The organism is Tsukamurella sp. NPDC003166 (genome assembly GCF_040611135.1).
GTDB lineage: Bacteria > Actinomycetota > Actinomycetes > Mycobacteriales > Mycobacteriaceae > Tsukamurella.
Map to the genome: position 1 here is coordinate 16719 of NZ_JBEXNL010000012.1, position 15618 is coordinate 32336.

The following is a 15618-nucleotide window of genomic DNA, read 5'->3' on the forward strand; positions in this document are numbered from 1 at the left end:
ACAACACCTATCATCGAGCAGTAGGAGTCGATCAGATGGCGACACGTTTCGCCCTGACCCACATGGGCAGGACCATGGGCGACGATTTCCCCGGGCGTGCCGAGTACGAGCAGGCGCTGACGGACCTCTCCGAGGCCTCGGTGCGCCGCAACTTCGACCCGTACCTCGACATCGACTGGGACGACCCGGAGCTGGCGATCGTCCCCGACGATCCGCGCTGGGTGTGCGACTCCCGCTTCGATCCGATCGGCCGCCACCCGTGGTACCAGGCACAGCCGCTGGCCAAGCAGATCGAGATCGGGATGTGGCGCCAGGCCAACGTCGCGAAGGTGGGCCTGCAGTTCGAGTCGATGCTGATCCGCGGGATCATGCAGTACACGGCGGCCCTCCCGAACAACTCGCCGGAGTTCCGCTACGCCACGCACGAGGCGAAGGAGGAGTGCCAGCACACGCTGATGTTCCAGGAGTTCGTCAACCGCGTGGGCATGGACGTCCCGGGCGGAAGCTGGTTCCTCCGCCGGATCTCGCCGATCGTGCCGCTCTTCGCGACCATGACGCCGCTGTACTTCTACATGATGGTGCTCGGCGGCGAGGAGCCGATCGACCACCTGCAGAAGCAGTTCCTGCGTTCGGGGTCGGAGCAGCACCCCGCGATGAGCTCGATCATGCAGATCCACGTCGCGGAGGAGGCCCGGCACATCGGCTTCGCGCATCAGCTGCTCGAGCACCGCATCCCGACGCGCGGCGCCTTCCCGCGGCTCGTGCTCTCGCTCATGCTACCGATCACCATGCGCGTGATGGTGACCATGATCATGATGCCGCCCAAGGAGTTCTGGGAGACCTTCGACGTGCCGCGGTCGGTGAAGAAGGACATCTTCTGGCGCTCGGACGAGTCGCAGCAGATGAAGCGCGACGTCTTCGGCGACGTGCGGATGATGGCCGAGAAGTGCGGCCTCATGAACCCGCTGAGCAAGCTCATGTGGCGGATCTGCGGCATCGACGGCCGCATCTCCCGGTTCCGCAGCGAGCCGGCCTACGCCGCGCAGTAGGCCGGTCGCCGGGGAGCGCTACACCGGCCGGTAGAACAGGATCTCGGGCCGCGCGATGGTCCGGCTCATGTCGAGCGTGCCGTCGGTGAGGGCCGCGCCGAGCGCGGCCGCCGAGGCCGCGGGATCGTCGGTCTCGATGCGGTACTCGGCCAGGTAGGCGACGGGCAGCTTGTCCGCCGGGGCGAGTTGCGCGTCGGCGAGGCGGTAGCGCCGCGCAGAGGTCACGCCGGGCACGCGCTCGAGGATCTGCGGCACGTGCACCTCGTCGTACCAGGCGTTGTACTCGTCCTCCACCTCGGGCGAGGCGGCGGCGGACCGCACCAGCAGCAGGATCTCGGTCATGTGATCTCCGTTCCGGGGCGACGGTGCCCCGATCGTTGGGACTTCGGGGCGCTCAGCGGCCGAGCCGGTCGAGCGCTCGCGTCGCGGCGTGGAATCCGCACATCCCGTGCGCGGCGGGCCCGGGCGGCGTTGCGGCGGAGCAGATGTACATGCCGGGCACGCCGAGGTCGTAGGGCTGCAAGGTGATCCGCGGCCCGAACACCAGCTGCAGCGGGTCCTTCGAACCGGTGTTGATGTCGCCGCCGACGAAGTTGGCGTTGTACCGCGACATCTCCGTCGTCGAGCACACGGCGGTGCCCACGATGCGCTCCCGGAAGCCTGGGGCGAAGCGCTCGATCTGCGCGATGATCGCCTCGGTGGCGTCGCCGGCGTAGCCGCTCGGCACGTGGGCGTACGACCACACGGGATGGACATCGCCGACGCTCCGCGACGGGTCCGCGAGGTACTGCTGGCCCACCAGGACGAAGGGCCGCTCGGGCATCCGTCCTGCCGCGATGGCCTTCTCCGTCGCCGCGATCTCCGCGAACTCGCCGCCCAGGTGGACGGTGCTGGAGCGGCGTGCGTCGGGGGTGGTCCAGGGCACGCCGCCCTCGACGGCGAAGTCCACCTTGAAGGCACCGGGGCCGCGCCGGAATCGCCCGAACGCGCGTTGTGTTCGCGCCGGAAGCCGGTCGCCGAGGATGCTCGCGACCTGCGCGGGGTCCAGGTCGAACAGTGTGAGGTCGCTCGCGGGCAGGTTCGCGGCGGTCACCCGCGCATCGGTCTCGATCCGTCCGCCCAGGTCGAGGAACTCCGCGGCCAGGGCGTTCGCGATCGCACCGGAGCCTCCCTCGGCGACCTGCCAACCGTATGTGTGCCCCGCGGTCAGCATGCCCTTGCCGATCGCCGAACTCATCGGCTCGTGCAGGGGCCGGAAGGCGTGCGCCGCGACGCCGCCCCACAGTGCGCGGGCCTGCGGCGTTCGGAGGGCCCGTGCCAGGACGGCGGCGGGGAGCACCGTCGGTGCGCCGAACTCCGCGAGCGCCAGGGGATGTCGCGGCATCCGGAGCAGCGGTCCCAGCATCGACGGCCCGATCTTGTCCATGTTCGTCACGGGTCGGCCGAACAACGCGCGCCAGGCGGCACCGTCGGGCCCCAAACCCTCGGCCGTGTCCCCGACGGTGCGCCGCAGCACCCCCGCCGTCCCGTCGTCGAGCGGATGCACGCACTCGAGCTCGGCGGAGCGCCAGTGCAACCCGCGCCTCTCGAGGTCGATGGTGGCGAGGAAGGGCGAGCCCACGGCCATGGGGTGGATCGCCGAGCAGTGATCGTGGATGAGACCGGGGACGATGCCCTCGAAGGACCGGAGCCCGCCGCCGACCGTGCTAGCCGCCTCCAGCAGGGTGGTCTCGACGCCCGCGCGGGCGAGGGTGATCGCGGCGGCGAGCCCGTTGGGCCCGCTGCCGACGACGGTGCCGGTGGTCATGCCCGCGAGCCTAGTCCGGTGCCGAGGGGGAAGCGGTCGTGGTCCGCCGACCAGGTGATCTCACACGCGACGGGGCCGTCCGGCAGCCAGGGCTGCGTCGTCACGCACTCCGTCACGCTCCACCGGCCGCGCGCCACCACGCCCAGCGCGGCGTCGATGATCTTGAAGTCCTGGCTCATGCGGGTGACGGGCTGCGATTCGGCCCAGACCACGATCAGCTCGCCCGGCTCGAATCCCGCCTGCTCCTGGACCGCGGCGATGAGGGTCTCGTCGTGGAGATGGCCGTCGCCGAAGTTGAAGCCGATCATGGTGTTGCACACCAGCTCGCCCTCGCGCAGCGTCCGCTCTTCGACGTCGGGCACGTGGCTCAGCAGGGTCGAGAAGAGGCCGCGGCCGTTGCTGTGCATCGCGCGCCAGCCGAGGCCCATGTTCATGAGGGTCTCGGCCCATTCGCGCTCGACGCCGGTGGCGACGAATTGGTCGACGGTGTTCGTCGTCTGCCGCTGGACCCGGTTCAACTTCTCCTCGGCGCCGGGCGCGAAGGCCCACATGCCCGTCGCCCAGTTGCCGGCGTACTGCCGCAGCGAGGGCAGGAAGGACACCTTGTCGGGCCGGATGTTGCCCAGCACGGGGAAGAACGCGAGAGCCGCGACGATCACCAGGATCAACCAGGCCGGCGACATGTCGAGCACCGAGTAGCCGTCCTGCGCGGGGAACCCGACGAAGAGGAACAACGCGGTGTACGCGAACAGCAGGTTCCACTCGAGCGGAACCGCCAGGGGGAAAGTCGAAATGATGAAAAGGTGGTAACACACCATGAACACGGCGCAGACCACCGTCACCGTGCGGTTCATCGAGAACAACAGGATGAGCGGCGCGACGATCTCGACGAACGTGCCGAGCCCCTCCGCCATGAACCGGGCCAGCCGCGACGGCAGCAGATCGTGCGGGGCGTTGCGGTAGTGGGCGCGGCGCAGGCCCTTGAAGGGCATGCACGGAGAGTTGGACACCATCACGGGGATGACGTTGATGAAGTGCTTGCCGATCTTCGACATCCCGGCGCCGACCCAGACCACCACGATGAGCAGCTTGAGCCCGACGATCATCGTCGCGAAGGAGAGCAGCGGCAGGAGCCCGAACATGATCAGCGCCGGCATGTACTGCTCGCCGCGGGCGGCGAGGAAGATCGTCTTGTCCCGCAGGCCGATCAGGATGAGCAGCGCGACCGGGGCGATCATCAGCCAGGGCACCACCAGCTCGTACGGCGACGAGTCGGTCACGGTCACGCCGGGGAGCGCGATGCCCAGCACGAGCGAGGCGAGGAGCAGCCAGTACAGGCCGACGTCGAGCGCGGTGCGCCGGGTGCCGGCGGTGCCGGGGACCCAGGGGTAGGGGCGCAGCCGGATCGTTCCCGTGCGGGCCCAGAACCGGATTCCACCGGTCATCGGCTTGATCTTGAAGGTCAGCGGGCCCCACGCGCCGGCGACGCCGATGGCCTCGAGCAGGGTGGTCCACAGCACCAGCTTCTGGTACACGATGGGCTGGTTCCACCAGGTCGAGACCTCCCAGAACTGCAGGCCCGAGGTGGCGGTGGCGAACAGCACGCCGCCGAAGGCGTACAGCACCAGCAGCTTCACGACGTAGACGACGAAGGCGACCTTCTGCGTGCCGAAGCCGTGGTCCACCCAGCGCTGGGTGGCGAAGCGGAGGCGGTCCTGGAGCGGGCGGGTGATGAACTCCGCCGGATCGACCTCGGGGAGGTCGGGTTTGATGAATCCCATGACAGATGTCCTTCCGGGGGGAGGGGATCAGGCGGTCGGGGCGGCGGCGTCGAGGCGACGCAGGGAGGGCTTGTCGATCTTGCCGACGGGGTTCTTCGGCAGCGCGTCGAGCACGGTGATCGCGACGGGCTGCTTGTACTTCGCGAGCTGCGCGCGGGCGTGCGTCGCAATGACATCGACGTCGAGGCGGACCCCGGGTGCGGGGGAGACGTAGAGCACCGGCAGTTCGCCGTACTTCGGGTCCGGCCGGCCGATCACGGCCGCCTCGGCGACGCCGCTCACGCCGTACACCGCGGTCTCGATCTCCTTGGGGTAGATGTTCTCCCCGCCGCGGATGATCATGTCCTTCGCGCGGTCCACGAGGCGGAGATAGCCGTCGGAGTCGAGGATACCGACGTCGCCGGTGCGCAGCCACCCGTCGACGACGGACTTCGCGGTCTCCTCGGGCCGGCCGAGGTAGCCGCGCATGATGTTCGGACCCGCGAGCAGCACCTCGCCCGGCTCTCCGGCGGGGACGTCGGCCCCGGCACCGTCGACGATGCGGATCTGCTGGCCCGGCAACGGCAGCCCCACGCTCCCCACCTTGCGGATCCCGTTGAGCGGGTTGCACGTCGCGGCGCAGGTGCACTCGGACAGGCCGTAGCCCTCGATCAAGGGGAATCCGTAGCGGGCCTCGAAGCCCTCCAACAGTTCCCGGCTCGCCGGCGCGGCCCCGCACACGCCGAAGCGCACCCTCGACAGGTCCGGCCGCACCTCGGGCGGCAGCCCCGCCAGCATCGTGTAGATCGTGGGTACCGCGGAGAAGTACGTCGCCCCGGTCTCGGAGAGCACGTCGAAGAAGGTGCGCGGGTCGAACCGGCCCGCGATGGTGACGCGGCCGCCGCCGCGCAACGGGTTGAGCGTCGAGACCACGATCGCGTTGACGTGGAACAGCGGCAGGATCAGCAGGCTGTGATCGTCGGCGTCGAACTCGAAGGCCGCCGAGGACATCTCGCTCATCGCGACCAGGTTCGCGTGGTCGAGCATCACGCCCTTCGGGCGCCCCGTGGTGCCGGAGGTGTAGATCAGCAGCGCGAGGTCCGACGGTGCCGCGACCGGCTCCGCGGTGTCGGGCGCGTGTCCGAGCAGCGCCTCCGCGGCGATCACCGTGACTCCCGCCGGCGCGCCGGCATCGGTGACCAGGACCGCCGCGCCCGCGTCCCGCACCTGGTACTCGACCTCGGGCTGCGCGAGGTACGGATTGATGGGGGTCGCGGCCGCGCCCAGGTGCCAGGACGCGAACAGGGTGACCACGAGCAGCGCCGTGTTCGGCAACTTCACCGCGACCACGTCGCCGGGGCCGACGCCGGCCGCGCGCAGGACGGCGGCGGCGCTGCGCACGGCACCGTCGAAGGCGGCGTTGTCGAGGTCGACGGCGTCGTCGGCGACCGCGGGCGCGTCCGGGGCCGCGGCGGCGCGCACCGCGGGCAGGTGGGCGAAGGTGGTGAAGTCGTAGGTCACGGTGGCTCCTAGTCCGGTGGGTGCATCCACGGTAGGGCGCGCGTGACCGAGGTCACATCGTCCACCGGCGACGAGATGTGCCGAGGAATTCGTCCTTCGGAGACGAATTCCTCGTCGCGTGGGAGCGCAATGGGCCTAGGATTTGGCGATGGACCCCGACGCGCCCCGACGGTTGATCGCCCGGGTGCTGAGCGCCGCGCCCCGGCGCGCGGTCTCCGACGCCATGACCGAGCGGATCGCGGCCGACCTCCCGGACCTGCGGGCCGACGACGCGATCCTCGGCGCGCTGGCCGCGAGCGTCGAGGCCAACGTCGAGAACGTCACCCACGCCGTCGTGCTCGACGTCCCCGTGGAGCGGATCGAGGTCCCGCTCGCGGCGCTCGAGTACCCGCGGCGCGTGGCGCAGCGCGGGATGGCGGCCACCTCCCTCGTCCGCGCGTACTACCTCGGGCAGCAGACCATGATCGCCCTCATCGGCGACGCCGTCGACGCGGAGGCCGGGGTGGAGCAGGACCTGCGTGAGGCCGCGATGCGCTGGCTGGTGGGTTGGTCCTTCGACTACAACGACGTCGTCACCCGCCGCGTCCTCGACGAGTACGAGGCGGAGCGGGCGGCGTGGGTGGACGCCCGGAGCGGGGCCCGGACGGTGCGCGTCCTCGAGGTGCTGGACGGCGAGGTGCCGAGCGTCGCCGCGGCCTCCGCCAGCATCCGGTACCCGTTGCGCGCGAACCACATCGGGTTGGTCGCCTGGTACGCGGAGGGCGTCGACGAGGTCGAGCGGATCGAGCGGTTCCTGCGGGACCTCGGCGCCGCGATCGAGACTCTTGCACCTCCGCTATCGGTGGCCGTGGACCGCCTCACCGCCTGGGCGTGGCTGCCGGTGGCGGACGGGGAGGCGGCGATCGCCGCCGCCCGGTCTTTCGCGGCAGCCGATCCGGAGGCGCCGCGCGTCGTGTTCGGGCCGCCGCGGGAAGGGCTCGAGGGCTTCCGCGCGACGAACCGGGCGGCGCGCGAGGTGCGGCGGGTGGCGGACGCGACGGACGCGCGGCTGCTGGTCGCGACGGATCCCGGGGTCGGCCTGGCGGCCCTCGTCGCACACGACGTCGCCGCGGCGCGGGCCTGGGCCGACGGCGTGCTCGGGGAGCTGACCGGGGTGTCCGCCGCCGACGATCGCCTGCGCAGCACGCTCGAGATCTTCCTGCGCACCGGCGGTAGCTTCAAGGCCACCGCAGAACAGCAGCTCCTGCACGCCAACTCGGTGAAGTACCGGGTGCGCCGCGCGGTGGCGCGGCGGGGCCGCGAGATCGGCGACGACCGGCTGGACGTGGAGGTGGCGTTGGCGGTGCGCCGGATCTTCGGCCGGCACGCTCCCGGCAACCCGGCGCGGAAGGCCCCCGACGCTGGTCACTAAGCTGAGCGGTGCAACAGGCACCGTGAATGAGGAGCGCAAGTGACCCGTCCCGTGGTATTGATCGCCGACAAGCTGGCACCGTCGACTGTGGAGGCGCTCGGTGACGGCGTCGAGGTGAAGTGGGTCGACGGCCCCGATCGCCCGGCCCTGCTCGCCGCGGTCCCCGAGGCCGACGCGCTGCTCGTCCGCTCCGCGACCACCGTCGACGCGGAGGTCCTCGCCGCCGCCACCAAGCTGAAGATCGTCGCCCGCGCCGGCGTCGGCCTCGACAACGTGGACGTGCCCGCCGCCACCGAGCGCGGCGTCCTCGTGGTCAACGCCCCCACCTCGAACATCCACACTGCCGCCGAGCACGCCGTCGCGCTGATGCTCGCCACAGCCCGCCAGATCCCGGCCGCGGACAAGACGCTGCGCGAGCACACCTGGAAGCGCAGCTCGTTCAACGGCGTCGAGATCCTCGGCAAGACCGTCGGCGTCGTCGGCATGGGTCGCATCGGTCAGCTCGTCGCGCAGCGCCTCGCCGCCTTCGAGACGAAGATCGTCGCGTACGACCCCTACGTGAGCCCGGCCCGCGCCGCGCAGCTCGGCATCGAGTTGCTCACGCTGGACGAGCTGCTCGAGCGCGCCGACTTCATCTCGGTGCACCTCCCGAAGACCCCGGAGACCAAGGGCCTGATCGGCCGTGAGGCGCTCGCCCGCACGAAGAAGGGCGTCGTCATCGTCAACGCGGCCCGCGGCGGCCTCATCGACGAGCAGGCCCTCGCGGACGCGATCACCTCGGGCCACGTCTTCGGCGCTGGCCTCGACGTCTTCGAGACCGAGCCCTGCACCGACAGCCCGCTGTTCGAGCTGCCGCAGGTCGTCGTGACCCCGCACCTCGGCGCCTCCACTTCGGAGGCGCAGGACCGCGCCGGCACCGACGTCGCCAAGAGCGTCCGCCTGGCCCTCGCCGGCGAGTTCGTGCCGGACGCCGTCAACGTCAAGGGCGGCGCCGTCGACGAGGAGGTCGCGCCCTGGCTCGAGCTCACCCGCAAGCTGGGTGTGCTGCTGGGCGGCCTGCCCGGGCAGCTGCCCGAGAAGATCGGCGTCACCGTCCGCGGCGAGCTCGCCAGCGAGAACGTCGACATCCTGCAGCTCTCGGCGCTGCGCGGCCTGTTCTCGGCCGTCATCGAGGACGCCGTCACCTTCGTCAACGCCCCCGCCCTCGCGGAGGAGCGCGGCGTCACTGTCGAGCTGGAGAAGGTCTCGGAGAGCCCCAACCACCGCAGCCTGGTCGACGTGCGCGCCGTGTACGGCGACGGCACCGTCGCCAATGTCTCGGGCACCCTGTCGGGCCTGAGCCGGGTGGAGAAGGTCACCAACATCAACGGCCGCAATTTCGACCTGCGCGCCGAAGGCCTGAACCTGTTCATCGCTTACGGCGATCAGCCGGGCTCGCTGGGCAAGATCGGCACGCTCCTCGGGGATGCCGGCATCGACATCCAGGCCGCTGCGCTCAGCCAGGACGCCGAGGGCGACGGGGCGACGGTGCTGCTGCGCGTCAGCCAGGCCGTGCCCGCCGAGGTCCAGCAGGCCATCGGCGAGGCCGTCGCGGCCACCACCATCGCGCAGGTGGATCTCTCGTGAAGCTCGCGGTGATCGGCGGGGACGGCATCGGCCCCGAGGTGACGGCGGAGGCGCTCAAGGTGCTGCGCGCGGTGGTCGGCGAGATCGAGACCACCGAGTACGACCTGGGCGCGCGCCGCTACGAGCGCAACGGCGAGCTGCTCACCGACGAGGACCTGGCGTCGCTGCGCGGGCACGACGCGATCCTGCTCGGCGCCATCGGCGACCCGCGCAAGGTCCCGCCGGGCGTGCTCGAGCGCGGGCTGCTGCTGAAGATGCGCTTCGCGCTGGACCACCACGTGAACCTGCGCCCGTCGAAGCTCTTCCCGGGCGTCGAGTCGCCCCTGAAGAACCCGGGCGAGATCGACTTCGTCGTGGTCCGCGAGGGCACCGAGGGCGCGTACACGGGCAACGGCGGCGCGATCCGTGTCGGCACCCCGCAGGAGGTCGCCAACGAGACCTCGGTCAACACCCGGTTCGGCGCGGAGCGCGTGGTGCGCTTCGCCTTCGAGCTCGCGCGCACCCGGCGGAAGAAGCTGACGCTGGTGCACAAGACGAACGTGCTCGTCTTCGGCGGCTCGCTGTGGCAGCGCACCGTCGACGAGGTGGCGCAGGAGTTCCCCGACGTCGCGGTGGATTACAGCCACATCGACGCGGCGACGATCTACCTGGTGACCGACCCGTCGCGGTTCGACGTGATCGTCACCGACAACCTCTTCGGCGACATCCTCACCGACGAGGCCGGCGCGATCTCCGGCGGCATCGGCCTGGCGGCGTCGGGCAACATCGACGCGACGGGAACCAACCCGTCGATGTTCGAGCCCGTGCACGGCAGCGCCCCGGACATCGTCGGCCAGGGCGTCGCGGATCCCACCGCGGCCATCCTGTCCGCGGCGATGCTGCTGCGGCACCTCGGGAACGCCGAGGGCGCGCAGCGCATCGAGGACGCGGTGACCGCGGACCTCGCCGCCCGCGGCGACGCCCCGATCCGCACCGCCGAGGTCGGCGACCGCATCGCCGCCGCCCTCACGGCGTAACCCCCACCCCTGACTTAACAGCGTTAGCCCATATCTCCACCTGCGGGTTCTCTATGGGCTAACGCTGTTAAGTCATATTCAGGGGGTCGACGGTGCCGCCTCCGGCAGGTCCGCGGGCTTCGCGTCGGAGGGGACGAGCGGATAGGCGAGCAGCGGCGCCAGGGCCACGATCGCGAAGGCGGCGCCGAAGCTCGTCGCGTGGATCAGGGCACCCAGGATCGGCCCGGCCGCGGTCGTGGCGACGAACTGTCCGGTGTTCTGGATGCCCAGCGCGCGGCCGCTGTAGAACGGGCCGGCCTTCTCGGCGATGGCGGTGAAGGCCAGCCCGTTATCGGCGACGGTGACCACTGAGGCGATCAGGAACACCACCACTGCGACAGGGGAGCCGATCGCGGCGAGCGCGCCCAGTCCGCCCACCGCTGCGGCGGCCGCCAGTGCGATCCACCGGATCGGGGCGGTGCGCGATCCCAGTCGGTCCGACCATGCGCCCGCGGCGATCCGTCCGAGGGCGCCGAACAGCTGGCTCACCGAGATCAGGAGACCCGCCGTCGCCGGCGCCCAGTGCAGTCCGACGATCAGCCAGGTGATGCCCCAGGTCCAGATCGCGCCCTGGGGCAGAACCAGCAGCAGCGACACGGCGTGGATGCGGGCGAGGAAGGAGTCCTCCCGGTAGGGGTTCACCTGCGCCGCGGTCGCCGCCGGCCCGGTCTCGGGGCGGGGTGGGTCGATGATGAACGCCCACACCAGGATCAGGGACACGACGGCCACGATCAGTGGGACCGTCATCGCCGCGGTGAGGCCGATGCGATTGGCCAGCAACGGCATCGTGAGCGACAGGATCGCGATGCCCAGGGGTTGCGAGGTCTGCCTGATCCCCATGGCGGTGCCGCGGCTGGATGCGGGGAACCAGCCGACCACGATCCGGCCGCTCGCGCCGTTCCCGCTGGCGGCCATCGCGGAGGCGAAGAAGAGGCCGATCGCCGATAGGTACAGCGGGGCGCGCGTCGCGAACGACGCGACGGTGGCCGCCAGCGCGATTGCTGCCCCCGCCATGCTGATCAGCAGGACCCGCCGCTCGCCGTACCGGTCGATGAGGGCGCCCCACAGGATCGTCGTGAGCAGCAGGCCCGCGGGCGCCGCCGCGGCGAACAGGCCCGCACTCTGCACCGGGAGGCCGCTGCGGATGAGCTGCGGGATGAGGAACGCGGCGGCGTTCACGGCGGCGGTCGTGGTGATCGCGGCGGTCATGGACACCACCAGGATCCACCAGCGGCGGGCGGCTGACATCTCCATATGAATCCCAATCAGTGGAACGCGTAGCTTACATTGTGAGATGAAGCCTAGCTGGTCGAAGTATTGCCGTCGACCGGTAGGCTCGCCGTATGCGCCTTGCACGAATCGCCAGCAGTGACGGGGTCGCGTTCGCGGCCATCGAGGGTGACCCGGAGGATGGTGCCCGGGCCCGCGAGATCTCCGAGCATCCTTTCGGCACACCGGAGTTCACCGGCCGTAGCTGGGCGCTGGACGACGTGCGCCTGCTCGCGCCGATCCTCGCCAGCAAGGTGGTCTGCATCGGCAAGAACTACGCGGCGCACGCGGCGGAGATGGGCGGCGAGGCGCCCAAGGATCCGGTGATCTTCATCAAGCCCAACACCTCGATCATCGGCCCGCTCGCGCCGATCAAGCTGCCCCGCAGCTCGCAGCAGGTGGACTACGAGGGCGAGCTCGCCGTCGTGATCGGCCAGCCCTGCCGCGACGTGCCGGCCGCGCGCGCGAAGGACGTGATCCTGGGGTACACCGTCGCGAACGACGTCACCGCGCGCGATCAGCAGCAGCACGACGGTCAGTGGACGCGCGGCAAGGGCTACGACACGTTCTGCCCGCTCGGCCCGTGGATCGAGACGGAGTTCGACCCGTCGGACGCGCGGATCTACACCGAGCTCGACGGCCAGATCAAGCAGGACTCCCGCACCTCGCTGATGATCCACTCCATCGGCGACATCGTCGAGTGGATCTCGTCCGTGATGACCCTGTTGCCGGGCGATGTGATCCTCACCGGCACGCCGGAGGGCGTCGGCCCCGTCACCGCGGGCCAGCACGTGGCGGTCACCGTCGAGGGGATCGGTACGCTCACCAGCCTGGCCGAGGACCGATAGGCGCGCCGACTACGCTGGACGGCGTGACTGATTCGACCCCCGCACCGTCGAACGCGACCGTGCGCGTGCGCTTCTGCCCGTCGCCCACCGGCACGCCGCACGTCGGCATGGTGCGCACCGCGTTGTTCAACTTCGCCCACGCGCGACACACCGGCGGCACCTTCGTCTTCCGCATCGAGGACACCGACGCCGCCCGGGACAGCGAGGAGAGCTACGCCGCGATCCTCGAATCGCTGCGCTGGCTCGGCCTGGACTGGGACGAGGGACCCGAGGTGGGCGGGCCGTACGGGCCGTACCGGCAGTCGGAGCGCAAGGATCTGCACCTGGACGTCGTGCGGCGCCTCGTCGAGGGCGGCTACGCCTACGAGGCGTTCTCGACCCCCGAGGAGGTCGAGGCGCGCCACGTCGCCGCCGGCCGCAACCCGAAGCTGGGCTACGACAACTTCGATCGCGACCTCACGGCGGAGCAGAAGGCCGCCTACCTCGCCGAGGGCCGCAGCCCCGTCGTGCGCCTGCGGATGCCCGACCACGACTTCACCTGGAACGACATGGTGCGCGGCGAGACCACCTTCGCCGCGGGCAGCGTCCCCGACTTCGCGCTCACCCGCGCGAACGGCGACCCGCTGTACACCCTGGTCAACCCCGTCGACGACGCGATGATGAAGATCACGCACGTGCTGCGCGGCGAGGACCTGCTCAGCTCCACGCCGCGGCAGATCGCGCTGTACGAGGCGCTGGTGGCGATCGGCGTCGCGGAGCGCACGCCCGAGTTCGGGCACCTGCCCTTCGTGATGGGGGAGGGCAACAAGAAGCTGTCCAAGCGCGACCCCGAGTCCAACCTGTTCCATCACCGCGACCGCGGCTTCATTCCGGAGGGGCTGCTCAACTACCTCGCGCTGCTCGGCTGGGGCATCTCCGCCGACAACGACGTGTTCAGCCTCGATGAGATGATCGCCGCGTTCGACGTGCACCGGGTGAACTCCAACCCGGCCCGGTTCGACCAGAAGAAGGCCGACGCGATCAACGCCGAGCACATCCGGCTGCTCACGCCGGAGGACTTCGAGGCCCGCCTGCGGTCCTTCCTCGTCGAGCGGGGCTTCGTCGACGGTGCCCGCCTCGGCCCGGAGTTCCCGACCGCGGCGGAGCTCGTGCAGACCCGCATCGTGGTCCTCTCGGACGCGTGGGACCTGCTGAAGTTCCTCTACGTCGACGAGGCCGAGTTCCGGGTCGACGACGCGGCAGCGGCCAAGAACATCAAGGCCGACGCGGGGCAGGTGCTGGACGCCGCCTCGGAGGCGCTCGCCGGCGTCACGGACTGGACCACCGAGTCGATCGAGAACGCGCTCAAGAGCACGCTGATCGACGAGCTGGAGCTCAAACCCCGCAAGGCCTACGCGCCGATTCGCGTGGGCGTCACCGGCTCGCCGATCAGCCCACCGCTGTTCGAGTCGCTGGAGCTCCTCGGTCGGGAGCGGACCCTGGGTCGGCTGGCCTCGGCGCGCACCCTGGTGCCGGCCGACGGTGCCGCGCCCCAGTAGGGGATGACCTGGCGATTTGGCGTTCCCTGTGCGGCTGGGTAAGCTGGATCGCGGCTCAAAACGAGGTCGGATACGGCCTCGAGAAGAGTCAATGGCCTATGGTGTAATTGGCAACACGGCTGATTCTGGTTCAGTTGTTCTAGGTTCGAGTCCTGGTAGGCCAGCGTGACAACGCCCCCGCGCGAGCGGGGGCGTGTCCTAGCCCCCGTCGTCTAGCGGCCTAGGACGCCGCCCTCTCACGGCGGTAGCGTGGGTTCGAATCCCATCGGGGGTACGTTTCGGTGCAGGTGCTGTGTTACCTTCATCGAACTCGCTGCGGCGCCTCGGCGCAGTGGCACCAGTTCTAGCCCCCGTCGTCTAGCGGCCTAGGACGCCGCCCTCTCACGGCGGTAGCGTGGGTTCGAATCCCATCGGGGGTACGCACGGCGAATGGCCCGGATCAGGCGATCCGGGCCATTCGCGTCTCGGCGGGTGGTCCCCCCGCTGCCGACCCCGTGACACCCGGGCCCGCGGGTGGGATCATCGTCGGACAGCAGTTCCCGCAGCCACCTGGGAGCGGTCATGGGTGTCGCGCGCCTGTCCGGCCTCGTCGAGACGATCTATGCCGCGGGCGCGGGGACGACGCCCTGGTCGGCCGCGGTCGACGAGGTCCTGGGCGTCGTGGGCGCCGTCGGTGGCGGCTTGGTGCGAACGAGCGCTGACGGCTCGCGCGTGATCACGGTGTCGGCGCTCGCGCCGACCGTCGTCGCGGACTACCACGCGTACTACGGCGCGCTGGACGGCGTCGTCGAAGCGATCCACGCCGGCCCGATCGGCGAGCCGGTTCCGGGCGCGGACCTGATCCGGCGCCATCGAGGAACCGAGTTCCACGCGGACTGGGTGGTTCCGAACGGTTTCAGCGACGGCGTCTTCGTCCAGGTCGATGCCGCGACCACCCTGGTGTTCGTCGCACCCCCGGGCCGGCGTGACTACGCGACCCGGGATCGTCTCGCAGCGATCCGGCTGCTCGCGCCGCACGTGCGGCGGTCGCTGGCACTCCACGCCCGGCTCGCGCACGAGACCCGTGCGGCGCGGGGGCTGAGCGCCGCCTTCGACACCGTCGACAGAGCCCTGGTGGTCGTGACCGCGAACGGCGAGACCGAGCACATCAACGCTGCCGCGCACAGGGTGCTCGATGAGCGGGACGGAATCCGGCTCGACGGTGCCGGCCGGCTCACGCCCGTGCCGCGCGCGGCGGCCGAGCTTCGGACGGCGATCGGTCACGCCACGGGAGCACACCCGCGCACCGGCGCGGTCGTGCTGCTGCCCCGTCCGTCCGGCCTCCCGCCGCTGGTCGCCGCGGTGTTGCCGGTGCGGTCCGTCGATGACGGTGCCGGGCGCGCGCTGGTCATCCTGGCGGACGGCGCTGCCGAGCCGGACGGCCCGCGGCCGGAGCTGCTGCGCCGTTACTTCGGCCTCACCGACGCCGAGGCGCGCGTGGCGGTGATGATCGCCGAGGGTCTCGACGTCGCCGCGATCGCGGACGCACTGCGGGTCGCACGGTCGACCGTACGCACACACCTGCGGCACCTGTTCCAGAAGACCAACACCTCGCGGCAGACCGAGCTGGCGGTGGTACTGCACAGGCTCGCTCTCGGGGGGACGGCGCCCCGCCCCGGCCGAGGCCTCCTTCATATGAGGGAGGCGCGGCGCCGCTCCGACGTGATCCGATGAGATCGCGGAGGCTCCGCGCGG

Annotated in this window: 12 protein-coding genes and 3 tRNA genes; 10 read left to right on the forward strand and 5 right to left on the reverse strand. The window is 70.8% G+C overall.

The genetic code is table 11. The features are described from left to right. The first annotated feature begins 62 nt into the window (after positions 1-62). A complete protein-coding gene (locus ABZX10_RS14480) occupies positions 63-1049 on the forward strand; it encodes a diiron oxygenase (RefSeq protein WP_355541116.1) in 987 nt (328 codons plus the stop codon). Positions 1050-1067: 18 nt separating this feature from the next. On the opposite strand, the gene ABZX10_RS14485 is transcribed toward ABZX10_RS14480, so the two are convergent. From ABZX10_RS14485 to ABZX10_RS14500, 4 genes are read right to left on the reverse strand one after another with little or no spacing between them, the layout of a single operon-like run. After that, positions 1068-1391 carry a DUF4286 family protein gene (locus tag ABZX10_RS14485; RefSeq protein ID WP_068744563.1) on the reverse strand — a complete coding sequence of 108 codons (324 nt, stop codon included), beginning with the start codon at positions 1389-1391 and terminating at the stop codon, positions 1068-1070. 52 nt (positions 1392-1443) lie between these two features. Beyond that, complete coding sequence (locus ABZX10_RS14490; protein ID WP_355540786.1) at positions 1444-2856, reverse strand: NAD(P)/FAD-dependent oxidoreductase; 1413 nt, start codon at positions 2854-2856, stop codon at positions 1444-1446. After that, positions 2853-4637, reverse strand: a complete 1785-nt coding sequence (locus ABZX10_RS14495) for a DUF3556 domain-containing protein (RefSeq protein WP_355540789.1) — start codon at positions 4635-4637, stop codon at positions 2853-2855. The genes ABZX10_RS14490 and ABZX10_RS14495 overlap by 4 nt, the downstream gene beginning before the upstream one ends. A gap of 27 nt (positions 4638-4664) precedes the next feature. Further along, positions 4665-6137 (reverse strand): AMP-binding protein, encoded by a 1473-nt coding sequence (locus tag ABZX10_RS14500; protein ID WP_355540792.1) that lies wholly within the window; start codon positions 6135-6137, stop codon positions 4665-4667. 148 nt (positions 6138-6285) lie between these two features. On the opposite strand from ABZX10_RS14500, the gene ABZX10_RS14505 reads away from it, so the two are divergent. From ABZX10_RS14505 to ABZX10_RS14515, 3 genes are read left to right on the forward strand one after another with little or no spacing between them, the layout of a single operon-like run. Then, positions 6286-7548, forward strand: coding sequence for a helix-turn-helix domain-containing protein (locus ABZX10_RS14505; protein WP_355540795.1), 1263 nt, complete (start codon positions 6286-6288; stop codon positions 7546-7548). Between the two features lie 39 nt (positions 7549-7587). Continuing rightward, on the forward strand, positions 7588-9174 hold the full coding sequence (gene serA / locus ABZX10_RS14510; protein WP_355540798.1) for a phosphoglycerate dehydrogenase: 1587 nt from the start codon (positions 7588-7590) through the stop codon (positions 9172-9174). After that, on the forward strand, positions 9171-10190 hold the full coding sequence (locus ABZX10_RS14515) for a 3-isopropylmalate dehydrogenase (protein WP_355540801.1): 1020 nt from the start codon (positions 9171-9173) through the stop codon (positions 10188-10190). The genes serA and ABZX10_RS14515 overlap by 4 nt, the downstream gene beginning before the upstream one ends. A gap of 78 nt (positions 10191-10268) precedes the next feature. Here ABZX10_RS14515 and ABZX10_RS14520 read toward each other — a convergent pair whose 3' ends face one another. Then, positions 10269-11483: an MFS transporter gene (locus ABZX10_RS14520; protein ID WP_355540804.1), complete on the reverse strand. Its 1215-nt coding sequence runs from the start codon at positions 11481-11483 to the stop codon at positions 10269-10271. Between the two features lie 89 nt (positions 11484-11572). On the opposite strand from ABZX10_RS14520, the gene ABZX10_RS14525 reads away from it, so the two are divergent. From ABZX10_RS14525 to ABZX10_RS14550, 6 genes are all read left to right on the forward strand, one after another. Beyond that, the gene (locus ABZX10_RS14525; RefSeq protein WP_355540807.1) at positions 11573-12346 is read left to right on the forward strand and encodes a fumarylacetoacetate hydrolase family protein; all 774 of its coding nucleotides are present in this window, start codon (positions 11573-11575) and stop codon (positions 12344-12346) included. Between the two features lie 23 nt (positions 12347-12369). Then, positions 12370-13884, forward strand: coding sequence for a glutamate--tRNA ligase (gene gltX / locus ABZX10_RS14530; RefSeq protein ID WP_355540810.1), 1515 nt, complete (start codon positions 12370-12372; stop codon positions 13882-13884). Between the two features lie 92 nt (positions 13885-13976). Next, positions 13977-14048: transfer RNA gene (locus ABZX10_RS14535), tRNA-Gln, on the forward strand. 37 nt (positions 14049-14085) lie between these two features. Then, positions 14086-14158: transfer RNA gene (locus tag ABZX10_RS14540), tRNA-Glu, on the forward strand. 72 nt (positions 14159-14230) lie between these two features. After that, a tRNA-Glu gene (locus ABZX10_RS14545) sits at positions 14231-14303 on the forward strand. 142 nt (positions 14304-14445) lie between these two features. Further along, positions 14446-15597, forward strand: coding sequence for a LuxR C-terminal-related transcriptional regulator (locus ABZX10_RS14550; protein WP_355540813.1), 1152 nt, complete (start codon positions 14446-14448; stop codon positions 15595-15597). The last annotated feature ends 21 nt before the right edge of the window (positions 15598-15618 follow it).

Coding starts and splice junctions, on each gene's coding strand:
- ABZX10_RS14480 (WP_355541116.1), top strand. CDS start 63: ATGGGCAGGACCATGGGCGACGATTTCCCCGGGCGTGCCGAGTACGAG.
- ABZX10_RS14485 (WP_068744563.1), bottom strand. CDS start 1,391: ATGACCGAGATCCTGCTGCTGGTGCGGTCCGCCGCCGCCTCGCCCGAG.
- ABZX10_RS14490 (WP_355540786.1), bottom strand. CDS start 2,856: ATGACCACCGGCACCGTCGTCGGCAGCGGGCCCAACGGGCTCGCCGCC.
- ABZX10_RS14495 (WP_355540789.1), bottom strand. CDS start 4,637: ATGGGATTCATCAAACCCGACCTCCCCGAGGTCGATCCGGCGGAGTTC.
- ABZX10_RS14505 (WP_355540795.1), top strand. CDS start 6,286: ATGGACCCCGACGCGCCCCGACGGTTGATCGCCCGGGTGCTGAGCGCC.
- ABZX10_RS14520 (WP_355540804.1), bottom strand. CDS start 11,483: ATGGAGATGTCAGCCGCCCGCCGCTGGTGGATCCTGGTGGTGTCCATG.
- ABZX10_RS14525 (WP_355540807.1), top strand. CDS start 11,573: ATGCGCCTTGCACGAATCGCCAGCAGTGACGGGGTCGCGTTCGCGGCC.
- ABZX10_RS14550 (WP_355540813.1), top strand. CDS start 14,446: ATGGGTGTCGCGCGCCTGTCCGGCCTCGTCGAGACGATCTATGCCGCG.